The sequence below is a fragment of the Caulobacter sp. SLTY genome (assembly GCF_009905535.1).
Taxonomy (GTDB): Bacteria; Pseudomonadota; Alphaproteobacteria; order Caulobacterales; family Caulobacteraceae; genus Caulobacter.
Genome location: NZ_JAAALA010000001.1, coordinates 111,297 through 130,549 on the forward strand (window position 1 = coordinate 111,297; position 19,253 = coordinate 130,549).

Below are 19,253 nucleotides of genomic sequence, written 5' to 3' on the forward strand. Positions count from 1 at the left end.
ATGCGTACCGCTCCTGTCCTGGCCGCCATCTTGATCGCTGCTGCGACGCCAGCCTGGGCGGGCGATGTCGCCGTTGGCCAAATCTACGAATGCGACTCGCCCGACAGCGATTTGACCCTGACGCTGGTCGTCGGAAGGATCGACCACAAGCAGGGGCAAACCTTCATCAGCGTTTCGATGTTCAACGATGCGCCCGACGCCCCGCATCGCGAGATCGGACATACGCCCTTCGTTGATGGCGCGTTGGAATTTTGCACGCTCCAGCCCGGCGCGCGCGCACTCTCAGCTAACTTCGAAGAAGGCTACGCCATGTGGCGCGAGGCTTTTGATGAAGGCGGCGGCGGCGCATTCGATGAAGCGCCTGCTGACACCTACGAGATGATGCTGGAGATGACTTCTCCAGACGCCGCCCCTCAGCCTGGACGGAATGACACATGAGCGACGTCCTCGACCTCTACTTCAAGAACCGCCAGACCCTGATCGACGGCCACGCCTACGATCCCGCCTCCGAGCGCGACAACTGCGGCGTCGGCCTGGTCTGCGCCATCGACGGCAAGCCGCGCCGCGAAGTCGTGGAGCTGGCCATCAAGGCGCTGAAGGCCGTCTGGCACCGGGGGGCGGTCGATGCCGACGGCAAGACCGGTGACGGGGCCGGCGTGCTGGTCAGCGTGCCTCAGGCCTTCTTCGCCGAGCAGGTGGCGGGCACCGGCCATGCCCTGCGGCCGGGGCCCATCGCCGTGGGCCAGGTGTTCCTGCCGCGCACCGACCTGGGCGCCCAGGAGGCCTGCCGGACCATCGTCGAGAGCGAGACCTTGCGGTTCGGCTTCTATATCTACGGCTGGCGCCAGGTGCCGGTCGACACCTCGGTGATCGGCGAGAAGGCCAACGCCACCCGGCCCGAGATCGAGCAGATCATGCTCAGCCCCCCGCCCGGCATGGACGGCGAGGCGCTGGAGCGCGCCCTGTTCCTGGCCCGCAAGCGGATCGAGAAGAAGGTCACCGCCGCCGGCATCAGCGACTTCTACCTCTGCAGCCTGTCGGCCCGGTCGCTGATCTACAAGGGCATGTTCCTGGCCGAGAGCATCGACGCCTTCTACCCGGACCTGACCGACGAGCGGTTCGAGGCGGCGGTGGCCATCTTCCACCAGCGCTACTCGACCAACACCTTCCCGCAATGGCGGCTGGCCCAGCCCTTCCGGATGATCGCCCACAACGGCGAGATCAACACCATCAAGGGCAACATCAACTGGATGAAGAGCCATGAGATCCGCATGGCCGCCCAGGCCTTTGGGGACTTCGGGGACGACATCAAGCCGGTGATCCAGCCGGGCGGGAGCGACAGCGCCGCCCTCGACAACACCTTCGAGGTGCTGGTCCGCGCCGGGCGCGACGCGCCGATGGCCAAGGCCCTGCTGATCCCCGAAGCCTGGAACGCCAAGACCGACGAGCAGATCAAGCCCGCGCACAAGGCGCTCTACAGCTACTGCAACGCGGTAATGGAGCCCTGGGACGGGCCGGCCGCCCTGTGCGGCACCGATGGCCGCTGGGTGGTCGCCGGCAAGGACCGCAACGGCCTGCGGCCCCTGCGGGCGGCGCTGACCGATGACGGGCTGCTGATTGTCGGCTCCGAAGCGGGCATGTGCGGCGTGCCGGACGAGCGGATCAGCCGCAAGCTGACCATCCAGCCCGGTCGGATGATTGCGGTGGACCTCAACGCCGGGCGGATGTTCGGCGAGGAAGACATCATCGACGAACTGGCCGCCCGCCATCCCTACACCGAATGGCTCGGCAACATGGTCGATCTCGAAAAGGAGATCGGCCCCGGGCCCGAACCGCGCCGCTGTGGGCGCGAGGAGCTGACCCGGCGCCAGACGGCGGCCGGCTACAGCCTGGAAGACCTGGAAATGGTCCTCGCCCCCATGGTCGAGGACGGCAAGGAGGCCGTCGGCTCGATGGGCGATGATGCGCCCCTGGCCGTGCTCTCCGACCGCTATCGGCCGCTCAGCCACTTCTTCCGCCAGAACTTCAGCCAGGTGACCAACCCGCCGATCGATCCCTTGCGGGAGACCGGCGTGATGAGCCTGAAGACCCGGTTCAAGAACCTCGGCAACATCCTGGCCCAGGACGAGGCCCAGACCGACGTCTATGTGCTGGAAAGCCCGGTGCTGACCACCGGGATGTACGAGCGGATCCTCGGCTACATCGCCGGCAAGAACCTGGCCGTCATCGACTGCACCATGCCGTTGCCGGCGGCCGAGGCGCGGGCGGGCGACGCCCTGCGGGCCAACCTCGACCGGGTGAAGGCGGAAGCCGAGGACGCCGCCCTGCGAGGCTGTTCCACCATCGTGCTGACCGACACCGAAAGCGGACCTGACCGGGTGGGACTGCCGATGATCCTGGCCACCGCCGGGGTGCATGCTCACCTGGTGGCCAAGGGCCTGCGCAGCTACGTCTCGATTATCGTGCGCTCGGCCGAGTGCATGGACACCCACTATTTCGCGGTGCTGGTCGGGGTGGGGGCCACGGCGGTCAACGCCTGGCTGGCCCAGGAAAGCTTCCAGGACCGGCTGGAGCGCGGACTGGCGGGGGAGCTGTCCCTTCGCGACGTGTGCGTGAACTTCAAGACGGCCATCGAGCAGGGTCTGTTGAAGATCATTTCGAAGATGGGGATCGCGGTGATCTCCAGCTATCGCGGCGGCTACAACTTCGAGGCCATGGGCCTGTCGCGGTCGCTGGCGGCGGAATTCTTCCCGGGCATGCCCAGCCGCATTTCCGGCATCGGCCTGGCCGGCATCGAGGCCAAGACGGTGGAAATCCACCGCCGCGCCTGGGAACAGGCGGCCATCGCCCTGCCCGTCGGCGGCTTCTACAAGGCCCGGCGTTCAGGGGAGGCGCACGCCTTCGAGGCCCGGCTGATCCATACCCTGCAGGCGGCCTGCAATACCGGTGACTACGAGACCTACAAGCGCTGGTCGGCCGGGCTGTCGCGCCAGAAGGCCAGCCAGCCGCGCCACCTGCTGGACTTCCGCAAGGGCCGCGGCCCGGTCAGCCTGGACGAGGTCGAAAGCGTCAACGAGATCCGCAAGCGCTTCCTCACCCCCGGCATGAGCCTGGGCGCCCTGGCGCCGGAGGCCCACGGGGCGCTGAACATCGCCATGAACCGCATCGGGGCCAAGTCGGTCAGCGGCGAGGGCGGCGAGGACCGCGCTCGCTATCGCCCCCTGCCCAACGGCGACAACCCCAACAGCGCGGTCAAGCAGATCGCTTCGGGACGGTTCGGGGTCACCGCCGAGTACCTGAACGAATGCCGCGAGATCGAGATCAAGGTCGCCCAGGGCGCCAAGCCCGGTGAGGGGGGCCAACTGCCCGGCTTCAAGGTCACCGAGCTGATCGCGCGGCTTCGCCACGCGACACCGGGGGTGATGCTGATCAGCCCGCCGCCGCACCACGACATCTATTCGATCGAGGACCTGGCCCAGCTCATCTATGACCTCAAGCAGATCAACCCCGACGCCCGGGTGACGGTGAAGCTGGTCTCGATGACCGGCATCGGCGCCATCGCGGCCGGGGTCGCCAAGGCCAAGGCCGACGTCATCCTGATCTCCGGCAACGTCGGCGGCACCGGCGCCTCGCCCCAGACCTCGATCAAGTACGCCGGCTCACCCTGGGAACTGGGCCTCAGCGAGGCCAACCAGGTGCTGACGCTGAACAACCTGCGCCACCACGTCACCCTCCGCACCGACGGGGGCCTGCGCACCGGCCGGGACGTCGTCATGGCCGCCATGCTGGGGGCCGAGGAGTTCGGCATCGGCACCGCCAGCCTGATCGCCATGGGCTGCATCATGGTCCGCCAGTGCCATTCCAACACCTGCCCGGTGGGGGTCTGCACCCAGGACGAGGCCCTGCGCGCCAAGTTCACCGGCACGCCGGAGAAGGTGATCAACCTCTTCACCTTCATCGCCGAGGAGGTGCGGGAAATCCTCGCCGAACTGGGCTTCCGTTCCCTGCTGGAAGTGGTCGGCCGCACCGACCTGCTGGCCCAGGTCAGCCGGGGCGGCGAGCACCTCGACGACCTCGACCTCAACCCGCTGCTGGTTCGCGCCGATCCGGGCTCCAACCCGCCCTATTCGACCGTGGTGGGCCGCAACGCGGTGCCCGACACCCTCGACGCCCAGATCGTCCGCGACGCCGCCCCCCTGCTGCAGCGGGGCGAGAAGATGCAGCTGACCTACACGGTGCGAAACACCGCCCGCGCCATCGGCGCCCGCATCTCCAGCCACATCGTCCGCAAGTTCGGGATGAGCGCCCTGCCCGCCGGACACCTGACCCTGGAGCTGAAGGGCTCGGCCGGTCAGAGCCTGGGCGCCTTCGCGGTGCGGGGCCTGCGCATCCTGTTGACCGGCGAGGCCAACGACTATGTCGGCAAGGGACTGTCGGGAGCGACCATCGTCATCCGACCCTCCCGCCACCTGGTGGCGCCGGAGACCAACGTCATTCTCGGCAACACGGTCCTCTATGGGGCAACCAGCGGCAAGCTGTTCGCCGCCGGCCAGGCGGGCGAGCGGTTCGCGGTGCGCAACAGCGGCGCGACGGCGGTGGTCGAGGGCGTCGGCGCCAACGGCTGCGAGTACATGACCGGCGGCACGGCGGTGATCCTGGGACCGGTGGGCGACAACTTCGCGGCCGGGATGACCGGCGGCATGGCCTTCGTCCTGGATCTGGCCGACCGCTTCAAGAACTGCGTCAACCCCGACAGCGTGGTGGTCCAGCGGCTGGCCTCGGCCCACTGGGAGGAGGTGCTGCTGCGGCTGGTCCGGGAGCACGCCCATGAAACGGGGTCTGCCTTCGCCGAAGGTCTGCTGCGCGACTGGGACCGGGTTCGTAACCACGTCTGGCAGGTCTGTCCCAAGGAGATGCTCGGCCGGATCGACCATCCGTTGGTGGCGGAGGAGACCGTTCACGAACGTGCCTAGAAAACGGGCCTTTCGCTGAGCATGTTCAGCTGAACGAACCGCGTTCCGCGACATGCTGTCGCAGCATTACCGTTTTGTCATCTTGCCGGTCGCCCAGGCCCCATCCCCCCGCTAACCCTTACGGCAACGCGAGGGCTGCGCGGGGAGTGGAATGGCGTCGGATACGTCGGTGTTGGTCGGTGAGGCTATGGCGGCATTGCAGCGGCGGGATGGCCGCGCGGCGATGGCCATGCTGGAGCAGGCCCGCGCCCAGGCGCCGGAAGACCTCAACATCCTGATGAACATCGCCCTGGCCCAACGGGTCGCGGGCGATATGCCGGGCGCCATCGCCACCCTGGACCGGGTGCTGATGGCCGATCCCTACCACTTCATGGCCATGCTCTCGAAAGGCGCCCTGGTCGAGCAGGTGGCCGGCCCACGCCAGGCCGCGCCCGTCTACGAGATCGTGCTGAAGATCGCCCCGCCGACCGACCGGCTGCCCCCCGGTGTCGCCGGACCGCTGGCCCGCGCCCGGCAGGTGGTGAGCGAAAACGCCGACAGGCTGGCCGAGCACATCCAGGCCCAGATCGCGGCGGTGAAGGACCGCCACGGGAATTGCAGCCTCGAGCGGTTCGACGAGTCCCTGGAGATTCTCGCCGGCCGTCGGAAGGCCTATGTGTCCGACCCCGTCGATTTTCACTATCCGCGCCTGCCGGCCATCCCCTTCTTCGACCGCGAACACTTCCCCTGGCTGCCGGAACTGGAAGCGGCCACCGACATGATCCGCGGCGAACTGGAAGCCGCCCTGGCCGCCGCCGACGCCGACTTCGCGCCCTATATCGACTATCCGGCCGGCGCCCCGGTCAATCAGTGGGCGGAACTCAACAAATCTCGCCGCTGGCGCTCGCTCTGGCTCTGGAAGGATGGTCGCAAGCAGGAGGCCGCCTGCGCCCAGTGCCCGGGAACGGCGGACCTGCTCTCCCGCCTGCCCCTGGCCGACCAGCCGGAGTTCGCCCCCACCGCCCTGTTCTCGGCCCTGGAGGCCCACACCCATATCCCGCCGCACACCGGCTCGACCAACGCCCGCCTGCTCGTCCACCTGCCGCTGATCCTGCCCGGCCCGGCCCGCTTCCGGGTCGGCAACGACATCCGCGACTGGAAAATGGGCCAGGCCTGGGCCTTCGACGACACCATCGAACACGAGGCCTGGAACGACGCCGACAGCCTGCGGGTGATCCTGATCTTCGACGTCTGGAACCCGCTGCTCAGCGAGGCCGAACGCGAGCTGATCGGCGAGATGATGCTGGCAAAGAAGAGCTTCTACGCGGGCTAACCGCCGACCGCCGGGCCCACATATCTCGCCCTTGGCCGGATCAGCCGGCCGCCCGAGCCCTCCTCCACCGCATGGGCGATCCAGCCGGCCGAGCGGGCGACCGCGAACAGCAGGAACGGGGCGTCGTCGGGCAGGCCCAGGGCCTCCGCCATGGCCACGAGCGCAAAGTCGATGTTGGCCCGCTCGCCGGTGCCGCTCTCGACCGCCTCCAACAGGGCGGCAAGGTCCTCGGTCGGCGGACAGGCGGCCAGCAGGGCATCGGCGCGGGGGTCGCCCTCGGGATAGAGGGGATGGCCAAAGCCCGGCGTGGGCGCGGCGCGGGCCAGGCGGCCCTCCACGGTGGCCCGGGGGCCGATGCGCCGGGACTCCTCGACCAGGTTCAGCACTCGCGCCGCCATCCCGCCATGCAGCGGCCCCGACAGGGCGCAGAGGCCGGCCAAGGCCGCCGCCGCGAGGCCAGCGCCGGTCGAGGCGGCCACCCTGGCCGCGAAGGTCGAGGCGTTCAGCTCATGGTCGGCCAGCAGCACCAGGGCCCGACGGATGACGTCGGCGGCGTCCGGTCGGCCCCAGGCGACCGCCAATCGATCATGGATCGGCCCGGTTCCCGGCGCGCCGCAGACCGCGTCGGCGACCACGTCCAGCAGCGCCGAGCCCTCCATGGCCAGGGCCAGGGGCGCCCGGCCCCGCGCCGGCGGCTCCTCGGCGGCCCGCGCTGCCAGGGCGGCGAACAGCCGGGCTCGGCCGTCGGCCAGGGTCGGAGGATCGGGTCGCGCCATCGCCTTCAGCACCGCCCCATGGCCGCCGCGCAGCAGTCGGGCCACCGCCTCGAGCGTCTCTGTCTCCGACAGGCGGGAGGCGTCGCGGCCCCGGTACCAGAGCCGGCCGTCCGAGATGGTGGTGATCGCGCTGGCCAGCACCGGCTCGCCCCAGGCGATCGCGCTCTGGGCCACGGCCGAGGCCTTGCGGCCCCGCGCCCGCCGGTCGGTCAGGGCGCCGATGTCGGCGGCGCGATAAAGGCTGCGACGAGGGTCGTCCGGGTCCGGCCGGGCATCGACCCGTCCCCGGCTGACATAGGCGTAGAGGGTCTGGGGTCGCACCCCCAGGCGCTGCAGGGCCGCTTCCCGGCTGATCCAGTCCTGAGACATTGCCAAGACCCATGTTGATTATATTGATCAAGATTGACGACGATCAATATCAGCCCGAATTCTCCCGCCATACAAGTGAGAAATGGGGAATTGAACATGTCCGAAGGTCTCGACGACGTTGTCGCCGCCCGCACCGTCCTCTCTGAAGTCGATGGCCATGCCGGCCGCCTGGTGATCCGGGGCTGGACGCTGGACCAACTTGTCGGGCGAACGCGCTTCGAGGAGATCGCCCGTCTGCTGTTCGACGGCTTCTTCGACGACCTGCCGCAAGACCTGACATCGGCGCTAGGGGCCGCCCGCGCCAAGGTTTTCGAGGAGGTCCAGGCGGTCGACGACGGCCTGCTGGCCCTCGGTCCGGTCGAGGCCATGCGCGCCCTGACCGCCCGCCTGCCGGACGGTGACGACCTGGACACCGCATTGGCCCTGCTGGCCGCGCCGGCGGTGTTCACCCCGGCCATCGTGCGGCTGCAGGCCGGCGAGGCGCCCATCGCCCCAGACGCCGCCCTGGGCCACGCCGCCGACATCCTGCGCATGCTGCATGGCCGCCCGGCGGCCGCAGGCCAGGCCGAGGCGCTGGACGCCTATCTGGTCACCGTCTGCGACCACGGCCTCAACGCCTCCACCTTCGCCGCCAGGGTGGTGGCCTCGACCCGCGCAGGGCTGACCAGCGCGGTCCTGGCCGGCATCTCGGCCCTCAAGGGCCCGCTGCACGGCGGCGCGCCCGGCCCCGTGATCGAGATGCTCGATGCGATCGGCCGGCCGGAGAACGCCCGGCCCTGGATCGAGGCCGATCTGGACCGGGGCGAGCGGCTGATGGGCTTTGGCCACCGCATCTACCGGGTGCGTGACCCCCGCGCCGACGCCCTGAAAGGGGCCGTCCGCCGCCTGGCCGGACAGTCCGACCGCCTGCCCGGGCGGCTGGCCTTCGCCGAGGCGGTGGAGGCCGCCGCCCTGGCGATCCTCAAGGAGCATCGGCCGGGCCGCCCGCTCGACGTGAACGTGGAATTCTTCACCGCCCTGCTGCTGGAAGCGCTGGCCTTCCCCCCGGCGGCCTTCACCGGCGTGTTCGCCATGGGCCGCACGGCTGGCTGGCTGGCCCACGCCCGCGAGCAACTTGCCGGCGGGCGGTTGATCCGGCCGCAGTCGGTCTATGTGGGACCCACCCCGCTGAAGGCTGCGTAGTAAACGCCGTCTTAATCCGACCCAGTGCATGAGCGGGACGATTCGCCAGAGTTGTCCCGGCCATGAGCGTCGACCGCACCCTTCACCACTTCCCCCTCGACCCGGCCTCGCGCCAGGTGCGACTGGCCCTGGGCGAGAAACGGCTGGCCTTCACCGACCAGGTCGTCCGCTACTGGGAGGAGCCGGACAACCTGTTGGCCCTCAACCCCGCCGGGGTTCTCCCCGTGCTGGTCGAGACCGGGCCGAACGGCCGGCTGGTCATATGCGAGACCCGCGCCATCCTCGAGCACCTCGAGGAGGCCTATCCCGAGCCGCCCCTGCTCGGACGCGACGCCGCCGACCGGGCCGAGGCGCGACGCCTGCTGCAATGGTTCGACCGCAAGTTCGACTTCGAAGCCGCCGGCCCGCTGCTGCACGAAAAGATGGAAAAGCGGCTGTTGCGCCTGGGCGCGCCGGCGCTTGCGAACCTGCGGGCCGGCCGCGAGGGTCTGCGCCATCACCTGAAATACCTCGAAAGCCTGCTGCGGGCGCGGGACTGGCTGGCCGGACGGCGGCTGTCGCTCGCCGACTTCGCCGCCGCCGCCTACATCTCGGTGATCGACTATTTCGGCGATGTGCCCTGGAACGACTTCCCGGCCGCCAAGACCTGGTACATGAAGGTCAAGTCCAGGCCGTGCTTCCGGCCGCTGTTGGCCGACCGCTGGCCGGGCCTCGCCCCCGCCGGGCACTACGACGACCTGGACTTCTAGCGGCGTCCCCCGGGGCGCCTGGGGGAGTTCGATATGCGTATCCTGAACCTGATCCTGGCTGCGGCCGTCGCCTTGGGGCCGATGCTGCCGTCACCGGCAATGGCCCAGCCCCGCGCGGGCGGCAAGGTCGATACCGAGCGGGAAGTGATGACCCTGCTGTCGGACCTGGTCAAATGGGCCGAGCCGGTGACCCAGGTGCAGATCGACGCCCAGAACGTAGCCCTCTATCTGATCGACGGCGTCATCAAGGCTAGCGCCGAGGATACCACCGGCCCCGCCGGGCGGGCCTGGGCCGAAGCCTGGCTGAAGGAGGCCGACGGCAAGGTCGCCGAGGTGAAGGGGCGCGGCGCCGCCCTGGCGCCGCCACCCATGGAGCTGGCGCGCCGGTATCGGAGCCTGGGCCCCGAAGCCGCTCGGCAGCTGGCCGCCTTCGAGAAACTGCCGGGAATCGTTCGCGAATCCGCCGCAGACAACGAGCGCTTCCTCTCCAGCCTTCGCGTCGACCTCGTCCAGGCCGCCGGTGGTAGTGTGACGGCCAAACAGTCGCTCTATCGCAAGACATTGGCGGGCACCCGCCTGAGCCTGCGCAGCGAGAATGCGATGCTGAACCTGGCGATCACCGCCGCGACCCGTCCCGACCACCCTGAAATCCCATTGGCGCGGTCGATCCAGGCCAGCAACGACGCGCTCGGCTTGGCGTTGGGTGTCATGGAGGAGGCCTTCGACCCCAACGGGGGCTCGTCAGACACGGCCGCCACCGGCAAGGCGATGAAGGCGAAGGTGGCGGAGGCCCGGGCCCAGGCCAAGCGGGTCTGGCCGAACGCCCAGACGACCATCCGCCAGTTGACGGCGGACGTTCCGGCCGGGCCTCTAAGGAACATGATCGTGCGGGCCATGAACAGCTACGAGCAGACCGCCGCCATCGAACTGCAGATCGCCGACATCCTGGACACGGTCGCCGACAATATTCTGTCGCCAGGCGGACCGGATTTTCTGACCTGGAACCTCGACCCGCTCGAACCGCTGGTCAATCGTCGCGTGGAACTGCGGTTGATGCGGATGGACATGCTGAAGACCATCTGATCACCCGCCGGGAGATCCCTTGCCCCGCCCCGCCAAACGCCTGCTGACCCCGCCCCAGATCACCGAGGCGGTCGAGGCGCGCGCCCGCTCCCTCGGCTTCGACGCCGTTGGGTTCGCCTCGGCCGCCGATCCCTGGCCGGCCGGCGCGCGGCTGGAGCGGTTCGTGGCCGAGGGGCTGCACGGAACCATGGACTGGCTGGAAGAGACCCTGCCGCGCCGGGCCCACCCCACCGCCATGTGGCCCCAGGCGCGGACGGCCGTAATGCTGGGCGTCAACTACGGCCCCGAGCGCGATCCCATGGAGGGGCTGGCCCGGAGGGACCGGGGTTTGATCAGCGCCTATGCGCGGGGCGATGACTATCACGGCCTGATCAAGGGGCGGCTGAAGAACCTGGCCGGCTGGCTGAAGGCCAGGTTCGGCGGCGAAGTGAAGGTGTTCATCGACACCGCCCCCCTGATGGAAAAGCCCCTGGCCGAGCGGGCGGGCCTGGGTTGGCAGGGCAAGCACACCAACCTGGTCTCTCGCGATTTGGGCAGCTGGCTGTTCCTGGGCTCGGTGCTCAGCAGCCTCGATCTGCCCCTGGACGAGGCGGAGACGGACCGGTGCGGTCGTTGCCAGGCCTGTCTGGACGTCTGCCCGACGAACGCCTTCCCCGCCCCCTACCGGCTCGATGCCCGCCGATGCATCTCCTACCTGACCATCGAGCATGAGGGGCCGGTCGATCCGGCCCTGCGCCCGGCGCTGGGCAACCGGATCTACGGCTGCGACGACTGCCTGGCCGTCTGCCCCTGGAACAAGTTCGCGCAGGAGGCTCGGGAGATGGGGCTGCGGGCCCGGCCGGAGCTGGAGGCGCCGGCCCTGGCCGATCTGGCGCGGCTGGACGAGGCGGGCTTCCGCGCCCTGTTCCGCAAGAGCGCCGTCACCCGCATCGGCCGAGACCGGATGGTGCGCAACGTCCTCTACGCCATCGGCAACAGCGGCGACCCGGCGCTTGCGGGCGAGGCCGAACGGCTGCTGGGCGATCCCTCACCCGTGGTGCGCGGGGCTGCGGTCTGGGCGCTGGGTCGCCTGGCGCTGGAGCGAGCCCGGGCGCTGGCGGCAAGCGCGCGTGACGAGGATCCGGACGTGCAGGCCGAATGGGCCGCCCTGGCGGCGGGCTAGTACGCCCCTTCCGGCGTGGCGGCGTACTGGCCGCCCTTGCGGTAGCGGTAGAGGTAGGAGGGGACCACCGCCTCGATCGGCTTGGGCGTGATGCCGAAAGCTTCCACGCCCTCGGCCCCGGCCGAGACCACGGTGTCGGTCCGCAGCATCTCGACCTGGTCGCTGGTGATCGGCGGGGGAATGACCAGGCCGGCGATGTCGCCCGCCATGCCCATCAGCCCGGCGATCGGAAAGGGCACGGGCGCCAGGATCGGCTTTCGGCCGGTCTCGGCGCTGATGAAGCTCATGAGCTCCTTGAAGCTGTAGACGGTCGGCCCGCCCAGTTCGAAGGTGCGGCCGGCGAAGTCCTCGCTGGAGGCGGCCTGGGCGATGGCGGCCGCCAGGTCGGCGACATGGATCGGCTGGAACTTCGTCGTCCCGCCGCCGATCAGCGGCAGCACCGGGCTGAGCGAGGCCATCTGGGCGAACCGGTTGAAGAAGCCATCGTCGGCCCCGAACACGATGGCCGAGCGGACCACCGTGGCGGTGGGGAACACCTCGCGCACCGCCGCCTCGCCCTCGGCCTTGGTGGCGAAATACTTCGAGGTCGAGCCGGCGTCGGCGCCGATGGCCGAGATCTGCACGAAGCGGCTGACGCCCGCCGCCTTGGCGGCCTCGGCGATGTTGCGGGCGCCCATGCCGTGGACGCTGAGGAACCGCTGGCGGCCGGTCTCGCGCAGAAGGCCCACCAGGTTGACGCAGGCCTCGGCACCTTCGAGCGCCCGAGCTGTGGAAGCGCGATCGCGGATGTTGGCCTGAACCACCTCGATCTGGCCGACGTCGCCCAGCAGCCGCAGTCGGTAGCCACGCCCCGGCTGGCGCACCGCGACCCGGACCCGCAGCCCCTTCTTGGCCAGGGCACGGACGACCTGACGCCCCACGAAGCCGGTGCCGCCGAAAACCGTGACCAGACCCTGCATGGCGCTCGCTGTCCCAAAACCATAAGAATGGGGCGGGCTTAGAACACCCGGCGCACATTCGCAATCACGGCCATTGACCAACCCCAACAGACGCCGTAAGAGGCGCGCCTTCGCGGCGATCCCTTGCGGATCAAGGCGGGCCCAGGTGGCGGAATTGGTAGACGCGCTGGCTTCAGGTGCCAGTGGCTTAACGGCCGTGGAGGTTCGAGTCCTCTCCTGGGCACCACCCCCCTCTCTTTAGGTGGGGCAACGCTCTCCCTATGTTACAGAAGTCCGAGGAGAGTCGGTTCATTGGCTAATCATCTGCACGAAGGCGACCTGCCGCCCGGCCTGTTCGCGGGCGCGACCAGTGTCGCCATCGATTCCGAGACGCTCGGCCTGCGGTTCCGGCGCGATCCCCTCTGCCTGGTGCAGATCTCGGCCGGGGACGGCGACGCCCATATGGTGCGGCTGAATCGCCAGACCTATGACGCCCCCAACCTCAAGGCGCTGCTGACCGACCCGGCGGTGACCAAGATCTTCCACTTCGGCCGCTTCGACATCGCCATGTTCGAGCTGCATCTGGGCGTGGTCACCACCCCGGTCTGGTGCACCAAGATCGGCTCCAAGCTGGCCCGCACCTATACCGACCGCCATGGCCTCAAGGACGTGGTCAAGGAGTTGGTCGGGGTCGACCTCTCCAAGGCCCAGCAGTCCAGCGACTGGGGCGCCGCCACGCTCTCGCCCGAACAGCTGGCCTATGCCGCCTCCGACGTGCTGTACCTGCATGCCGCCAAGGCCAAGCTGGAGATGATGCTGGAGCGGGAGGGCCGCGCCGAGCTGGCCAAGGCCTGTTTCGAATTCCTGCCCCATCGCGCCAGCCTCGACCTGGCCGGCTGGGAGGAGATGGACATCTTCGCCCACACATGACCGACCTCGCCGCCCAGCCCGATCGCATGAACGCCTGGCGCCGGCGCTCAGGGCTGATCCGCGTGCTGCGCTGGCTGCTGCCGGCGCTGATGGGCGCGCTGGTCCTGGCCCTCGCGGGCTATTTCACCTTCAGCTCCATCCAGGCGGGCAAGGCCCAGCCCCGCGAGACCCAGACCGAAATCAAGCTGGTCGGCGCCCGCTTCATGGGCAGGATGGAAGACGGCCGCAGCTTCCTGATCGGGGCCGGCCAGGCGATGCGCAGCGACACCATCATGCAGGAGGTGGTGCTGGTCGATCCGGTGCTGACCCTCGGCGGCGAGACAGGCGCCCCGTCGCGGATGACCGCCAAGCGCGGAATCTACGACGAAAAGACCCGTATCCTTCGGCTCTCGGGAGACGTGCGGATCGACGACGGAGACGGCCAACGTGTGGCCACGAACGACGCTATAGTGGACACCCGGTCGGGAAAGATCAGCGGTCAGGAAGGCCTCGCCGGCGACGGCCCGCTTGGCCAGGTGTCGGCGAAGTCCTATGAGGTTGACCGCGACACCGGCAAGGTGACCATGAAGGGCCGGGTCCGGGCCCGCATCGAGAAGTAAGGCGAAGAGAGAATGCGCAAGGCGAGATACATGGCGGCGGCCGGCGCCCTGGTGGGCGTGATGGTTGTGGCTGGGGCCGCTCAAGCCCAGATCGCGCCGCGCTCCAAGGCGCCGCTCGACATCGCCGCCGACGAGTCGGAAATCCTGACCAATGAGTGCAAGTCGATCTGGCGCGGGGATGTGGAAGCGCTTCAGGCCCGCACACGGCTGCGCGCCCAGACCCTCAATGTCTTCGCGGCCAAGAAGGGCGGCGAGTGCGGCGAGACCGAGCGGCTGGTGGCTGAAGGTCAGGTCTATTACGTCGAAGGCGAGCGGAAGGTGCGGGCCGACAACGCCGTCTACACCTCTCGCGCCGAGACCATCACCCTGACCGGCGATGTGGTGGTGACCGAGGGCCAGAACGTCGCCCGCGCCGACCGGGTGGTGATCAACCTGCAGACCGGCCAGTCGCAGATGTTCAGCAATTCGAAGGGCCGCGGCGGCAAGAACCGGGTCCGCGCCGTCCTCTACCCGAGCGGCAAGCCGCAATAGGCATGGCGGCCAAGGACACATCGACCAAGGCCAAGCCGAAGGCCGCCGCGGCCTCCACCGCCGAAGCCGCGCCCCCGGTCGCAGCAAAGGCGGACGCCGGCGCCGGCCTGGTGGTCGAGAGCATCGGCAAGCGGTTCGGCGACCGCCAGGTGGTCAAGAACGTCTCCCTGCGTCTGGCGCGGGGCGAGGTGGCCGGGCTGCTGGGTCCCAACGGGGCCGGCAAGACGACCTGCTTCTACATGGTCACCGGCCTGATCCCGGTCGACCACGGCCGCATCCTGCTGGACGGGGCGGACATCACCGCCCTGCCGATGTACCAGCGCGCCCGCCTGGGCGTCGGCTACCTGCCGCAGGAGGCCTCGATCTTCCGCGGCCTGACGGTCGAGCAGAACGTCATGGCGGTGGTCGAGATGCGGGTCCACGATCAGGCCAAGGCAGCCAAGGTGACCACCGACCTCCTCGAAGAGCTGCGCATCGAACATCTGCGCGCCGCCCCCGCCATCAGCCTGTCGGGCGGGGAGCGCCGCCGGGTGGAAATCGCCCGCGCCCTGGCCAGCGAGCCGGCCTTCATGCTGCTGGACGAGCCCTTCGCCGGCATCGATCCCCTGGCCATTGCCGACATCCGCGATGTGATCGGCTATCTGAAGGGTCGCGGCATCGGCATTCTGATCACCGACCACAACGTCCGCGAGACCCTCGACATCATCGACCGCGCCTCGATCATCCACGCCGGCGAGGTGCTGTTCGAGGGCGCCCCGCAGGAGATCATCGACGATCCCGAGGTGCGGCGCGTGTACCTGGGCGAGCGGTTCGGCCAGCCGGTGAACGTTTAGGACGAGCGGCCCTTTTCCTTGGTCGCGCCTGGTCCGATGACCGGTTTCGAAATCGGCACGCGCTATTTCGCCGGCCGGCCCATCGTCTTCCCGGCCTTGACCTCCGCCTTGATCTTCTCGTGCAGGGCCGGCGGCAGCGGGATCATGCCACGCTCCTGCAGGTAGCCGCCGCGCCCCGACGCCGCATCCGAGGTCAACTCCCTAACGAAGGCCCGCAGGCCCGGTGTCAGGTCCAGGCGCGAGGCCTTTACATAGATGTAGAGCGAGCGGGACAGCGGGTATTTGCCCGAGGCGATGGTCTCGAAGGTCGGCACGACGCCGTCGATGCTGGCGACCTTCACCTTGTCGCGGTTCTCTTCGTAGAAGAAGTAGCCGAACACCCCCACCGATCCCGGCGTGCGGGTCAGGGTCTGGACGATGGCGTTGTCGTTCTCCCCGGCGTCGATCCAGCGGTCGTTGCGCAGGGGGTCGACCTTGGCCTTGAAGGCCTTCTCGTCCTCGCCCTTCAGCGCCTTCAGGGGCGCGAACCGCTGGGCGCCGGCCTCGATGCCCAGTTCCAGGAAGGCGTCGCGGGTGCCGCTGGTCGGCGGCGGGCCGTAGACCAGGATCTTGCCGGGCGGCAGGCCGGCTCCGACCTGGCTCCACAGGCCATAGGGATTGTCCTGGAACCGCCCCTGGCGAAGCACCTGGTCCGACAGGGCGAGGTACAGGTGCTCCAGCTTGATGTTGAGGTCGGCGGCCCGCTTGTCCATGGCCACGACGATGCCGTCATAGCCGATGCGGATCTCGATGATGTCCTTGACGCCATTCTTGGCGCAGGCGTCGAACTCCGAGGCCTTCATCGGCCGGCTGGCGTTGGCGATGTCGGGATAGGCGTCGCCCGCCCCGCCGCAGAACAGCTTGATGCCCCCGCCGGTCCCCAGGCTCTCGACCTTGGGCGTCCGGCCCCCTGTCTTGCGAGCGAAGGTCTCGGCCACCCGGGTGGTGTAGGGGAAGACCGTCGAGGAGCCGGCCGCCCAGACATAGTCTCGCGCCGCGAAGGCCGGACCGGCGGCCAGGGCGAAGCTGAGGGTGGCGCAGGCCAGAAGGCGTTTCATCGGCGGCTCCGTGATCCTGCCGGTGTCCCTACGACGGCATTGCGACAGTTGGGCGACACCCAACTGTCCGTGGTCAGAGCAGCCGGGTGCGGATGGCCTGGCTGAGCAGGTCGATCATCGAAACGGCAATCACGATGATCAGCACGATGGCGCCGGTGTTGCCGTACTCGAAGCTGTTGGTCGAATCGATCAGCACCTGGCCGATGCCGCCCGCCCCGATCAGGCCCAGCACGGTGGCCGCGCGGCTGTTGGATTCGAAGCGGTAGAGGGCATAGCTGGTCCACAGCGGCGCGACCTGCGGGATGACCCCCCAGATGACCTCCTGCAGCCGGCCGGCGCCGGTGGCGCGCACGCCCTCGACCGGGCCCTTGTCGATGGCCTCCACGGCCTCGGCGAACAGCTTGGCCAGCACCCCGCCGGTGTTGAACATCATGGCCATGACCCCGGCGAAGGGGCCGGGGCCGACCGCGGTGATGAACATCACCGCCAGCACCAGGTCGGGGACCGAGCGGACAAGGTCGAGCACCCGGCGGACCGGCTGCTGGATCCAGGCCGGGGTGATGTTGCGGGCACCCAGCAGGCCGAGGGGCACGGCCAGGATGATGGCCAGGAAGGTGCCCCACAGCGCCATCTGGATCGTTTCCCACATCTTGCCGATGTAGACGGTCCACTTGGCCTTCTCGAACGCCTCGGAGTTAGGGTTGAACGCCGAGAAGAAGTCCCGCGCGAAGGACTGCATGTTGCTCGACCCGCTGAACAGGTCGGGGAACTTGTTGATCTCGGCCGGCGCGAAGCTGACCACCAGAAGGACGGCGACCGACCCCCAGATGATCAGGTCGAAGGCGCGGGCCGACATCGGCCGGGTCGGCGGGGCGGGAATGGCCTCGGTAGCGGACATCGGTGGTTCCTATCGCCCTACTGGCCGGCTTTGGCCTTGGCGGCCGCCGCTTCGGCGCGGATGCCATCGAGGTTCTTCTGGGCGGCGGCCACGGCGGCCGGATTGTTGGTCTCCTTGGCCTCGCCCAGCTGCCCGGCGGCTTCCATCTCCCGGACGAACAGCAGGTGGGATTCGTCGGCCGGCTTGAAACCGCCGATGCTCAGGGCCGCCATGTACTCGCGGGCCTTCTTGGCCTCGGGGCTGTCGCCCTGACCGTAGGTCAGGAAGAACTGGCGCAGCTTTTCCTTGAGCGCCGGATCCAGATCCTTGCGCCAGATGATCGGATCCTCCGGCAGGGTCGGGGACTCCCAGATCACCCGGATCTTCTCCGCCTGGCCTTCGCCGCGCTTGGCGTTCAGGGCGATGGCGGTGGAGTTGTTGGTGGCGGCGTCCAGCTTGCCGTTGGCCACGGCGAACAGGTTGGCCTGGTGGTTGGCGCTGATCACCGTCTTGAAGCAGGTGTCGGGGCGCTTGCCGGCCGGCTGGAAGACCAGGGTGACGGGGGCCAGGGTGCCGGAGGTCGACTTGGCGTCGCCCATGCCGAAGTTCAACGTCTTGTCGCACTTCAAGAGGTCGTCGATCGTCTTGATCGGGCTGTTCGCCGGCACGATGATCACCGACTTGTAGCCGTCGGTATCGCTGTCGTCGAAGGTGCGGGCGAAGACCTCGCCGTTGGCGCGGCGCACCGCTTCCAGGCCCGACTGGTTGGAGAACCAGCCAAGATCGATCTTCTTGAAGCGCATGGATTCGACCAGGGCGCTGTAGCTGGAAGAGAAGTAGGGCTTCACCTTCAGGCCGGTCTGTTTCTCCATGTCGGCCAGGATGGGGGTCCAGTAGTCCTCCATGTTCTGCGCGGACTCGGTCGACAGGATCGAGAAGATCACCTCGTTCTTCGGCTTCTCCCCGCCGCCGCCGCAGGCGGACAGGACAGGCAGGCTGAGGGCGCTGGCCAGCAGGGCGCGACGGTCCATCATTGCGGGGCTCCTTCCCAGAATACGTCCTCGAATTCCGGGCCGTAGATTTCGATCAGCTTGGGTTTCTGCAGGCCGGCGGGCGGGCCGTCGTAGACGATCTTGCCGGCTTTCAGCGCGACCACCCGGTCGCAGTAGCGCATCGCGTAGTCGACCTGGTGCAGGGTGACGATGACCGTCAGGCCGTCCTTGTCGTTCAGCTCGCGCAGGATCTCCATGACCTTGCGGGCCGAGACGGGGTCTAGCGAGGCGACCGGCTCGTCAGCCAGGATGATCTTGGCCCGCTGGACCAGGGCGCGGGCGATGGCGCCGCGCTGCTGCTGTCCGCCGGAGAGGGTGTTGGCCCGCTGGCCGGCGTAGTCGGAGATGCCGACGCGGTGCAGAGCCTGCATGGCCGCCTGCTTGGTCTCGTCCGGCCAAAGGCCGAAGACGCCGCGCAGGAAGGAAATCCGCCCGAGCGAGCCCAGGGCGACATTGGTGAACAGGCTCAGCCGGCCGACCAGGTTGAACTGCTGGGCGATGAAGCCGATGCGGATGCGGGCGTCCCGCACCTTGTCGCCGACCTTGCCCCTGGCCTGGGTGGTGGTTCCGAAGGCGGTGATCGTCCCGTCGGGGCCGTCGATGGTCTGCAGCCCGTCGATGGAGCGCAGCAGGGTGGACTTGCCCGAGCCGGACGGCCCGATCAGGGCGACCATCTCGCCCTTGTTCACGTCCAGCGACACCCCGTCGAGGGCGCGTCGCTTGCCGAAGGTCTTGGAGACTCCCCGGACCTGGAGAACGGCGTCTTGCGTCATGAATCTCTCTGGGCCTG

General features: G+C 68.8%; 17 protein-coding genes and 1 tRNA gene. 12 read left to right on the plus strand and 6 right to left on the minus strand.

What is annotated here, in order from left to right; genetic code table 11:
* From GVN21_RS00465 to GVN21_RS00475, 3 genes are all read left to right on the plus strand, one after another.
* Positions 1 to 438, plus strand: a complete 438-nt coding sequence (locus GVN21_RS00465; protein WP_166572731.1) for a hypothetical protein — start codon at positions 1 to 3, stop codon at positions 436 to 438.
* Positions 435 to 4,973: a glutamate synthase large subunit gene (gltB, locus tag GVN21_RS00470; RefSeq protein ID WP_166572732.1), complete on the plus strand. Its 4,539-nt coding sequence runs from the start codon at positions 435 to 437 to the stop codon at positions 4,971 to 4,973. Before GVN21_RS00465 ends, gltB begins: the two co-directional genes overlap by 4 nt.
* Before the next feature lie 151 nt (positions 4,974 to 5,124).
* A complete protein-coding gene (locus tag GVN21_RS00475; RefSeq protein WP_166572733.1) occupies positions 5,125 to 6,285 on the plus strand; it encodes an aspartyl/asparaginyl beta-hydroxylase domain-containing protein in 1,161 nt (386 codons plus the stop codon).
* Here GVN21_RS00475 and GVN21_RS00480 read toward each other — a convergent pair.
* On the minus strand, positions 6,282 to 7,430 hold the full coding sequence (locus GVN21_RS00480) for a citrate synthase (protein ID WP_166572734.1): 1,149 nt from the start codon (positions 7,428 to 7,430) through the stop codon (positions 6,282 to 6,284). The genes GVN21_RS00475 and GVN21_RS00480 overlap by 4 nt on opposite strands.
* A 96-nt stretch (positions 7,431 to 7,526) precedes the next feature.
* Here GVN21_RS00480 and GVN21_RS00485 point away from each other — a divergent pair, with 96 nt between their 5' ends.
* The 4 genes from GVN21_RS00485 (at position 7,527) to queG (ending at position 11,606) form a co-directional block, all read left to right on the plus strand.
* Entirely contained in the window at positions 7,527 to 8,612 is a 1,086-nt protein-coding gene (locus tag GVN21_RS00485; RefSeq protein ID WP_166572735.1) for a citrate synthase/methylcitrate synthase, read from the plus strand.
* Between the two features lie 62 nt (positions 8,613 to 8,674).
* Positions 8,675 to 9,361, plus strand: coding sequence for a glutathione S-transferase family protein (locus GVN21_RS00490; RefSeq protein ID WP_166572736.1), 687 nt, complete (start codon positions 8,675 to 8,677; stop codon positions 9,359 to 9,361).
* Positions 9,362 to 9,394: 33 nt separating this feature from the next.
* The gene (locus tag GVN21_RS00495; RefSeq protein ID WP_166572737.1) at positions 9,395 to 10,444 is read left to right on the plus strand and encodes a hypothetical protein; all 1,050 of its coding nucleotides are present in this window, start codon (positions 9,395 to 9,397) and stop codon (positions 10,442 to 10,444) included.
* Between the two features lie 58 nt (positions 10,445 to 10,502).
* Positions 10,503 to 11,606 carry a tRNA epoxyqueuosine(34) reductase QueG gene (gene queG / locus GVN21_RS00500; protein ID WP_346764197.1) on the plus strand — a complete coding sequence of 368 codons (1,104 nt, stop codon included), beginning with the start codon at positions 10,503 to 10,505 and terminating at the stop codon, positions 11,604 to 11,606.
* Here queG and GVN21_RS00505 read toward each other — a convergent pair.
* Positions 11,603 to 12,565, minus strand: a complete 963-nt coding sequence (locus GVN21_RS00505; RefSeq protein WP_166572738.1) for a complex I NDUFA9 subunit family protein — start codon at positions 12,563 to 12,565, stop codon at positions 11,603 to 11,605. The two genes, queG and GVN21_RS00505, sit on opposite strands and share 4 nt — an antisense overlap.
* A gap of 139 nt (positions 12,566 to 12,704) precedes the next feature.
* Between GVN21_RS00505 and GVN21_RS00510 the strand changes: the two genes are divergently transcribed.
* From GVN21_RS00510 to lptB, 5 genes are all read left to right on the plus strand, one after another.
* Positions 12,705 to 12,791 (plus strand) — tRNA-Leu (locus GVN21_RS00510).
* 65 nt (positions 12,792 to 12,856) lie between these two features.
* The gene (locus GVN21_RS00515; protein ID WP_166572739.1) at positions 12,857 to 13,474 is read left to right on the plus strand and encodes a ribonuclease D; all 618 of its coding nucleotides are present in this window, start codon (positions 12,857 to 12,859) and stop codon (positions 13,472 to 13,474) included.
* Positions 13,471 to 14,073 (plus strand): LPS export ABC transporter periplasmic protein LptC, encoded by a 603-nt coding sequence (gene lptC / locus GVN21_RS00520; RefSeq protein ID WP_166572740.1) that lies wholly within the window; start codon positions 13,471 to 13,473, stop codon positions 14,071 to 14,073. The genes GVN21_RS00515 and lptC overlap by 4 nt, the downstream gene beginning before the upstream one ends.
* Positions 14,074 to 14,085: 12 nt before the next feature.
* Entirely contained in the window at positions 14,086 to 14,604 is a 519-nt protein-coding gene (locus tag GVN21_RS00525; RefSeq protein WP_166572741.1) for an LptA/OstA family protein, read from the plus strand.
* A gap of 2 nt (positions 14,605 to 14,606) precedes the next feature.
* Positions 14,607 to 15,437, plus strand: a complete 831-nt coding sequence (gene lptB, locus GVN21_RS00530; RefSeq protein ID WP_166572742.1) for an LPS export ABC transporter ATP-binding protein — start codon at positions 14,607 to 14,609, stop codon at positions 15,435 to 15,437.
* A gap of 62 nt (positions 15,438 to 15,499) precedes the next feature.
* Here lptB and GVN21_RS00535 read toward each other — a convergent pair whose 3' ends face one another.
* From GVN21_RS00535 to phnC, 4 genes are all read right to left on the minus strand, one after another.
* On the minus strand, positions 15,500 to 16,534 hold the full coding sequence (locus GVN21_RS00535; RefSeq protein WP_166572743.1) for a substrate-binding domain-containing protein: 1,035 nt from the start codon (positions 16,532 to 16,534) through the stop codon (positions 15,500 to 15,502).
* 73 nt (positions 16,535 to 16,607) lie between these two features.
* Positions 16,608 to 17,432: a phosphonate ABC transporter, permease protein PhnE gene (phnE, locus tag GVN21_RS00540; protein ID WP_166572744.1), complete on the minus strand. Its 825-nt coding sequence runs from the start codon at positions 17,430 to 17,432 to the stop codon at positions 16,608 to 16,610.
* Positions 17,433 to 17,449: 17 nt separating this feature from the next.
* The gene (phnD, locus tag GVN21_RS00545) at positions 17,450 to 18,445 is read right to left on the minus strand and encodes a phosphate/phosphite/phosphonate ABC transporter substrate-binding protein (protein WP_166572745.1); all 996 of its coding nucleotides are present in this window, start codon (positions 18,443 to 18,445) and stop codon (positions 17,450 to 17,452) included.
* Positions 18,442 to 19,236, minus strand: coding sequence for a phosphonate ABC transporter ATP-binding protein (gene phnC, locus GVN21_RS00550; RefSeq protein ID WP_166572746.1), 795 nt, complete (start codon positions 19,234 to 19,236; stop codon positions 18,442 to 18,444). Before phnC ends, phnD begins: the two co-directional genes overlap by 4 nt.
* Positions 19,237 to 19,253: the final 17 nt, after the last annotated feature.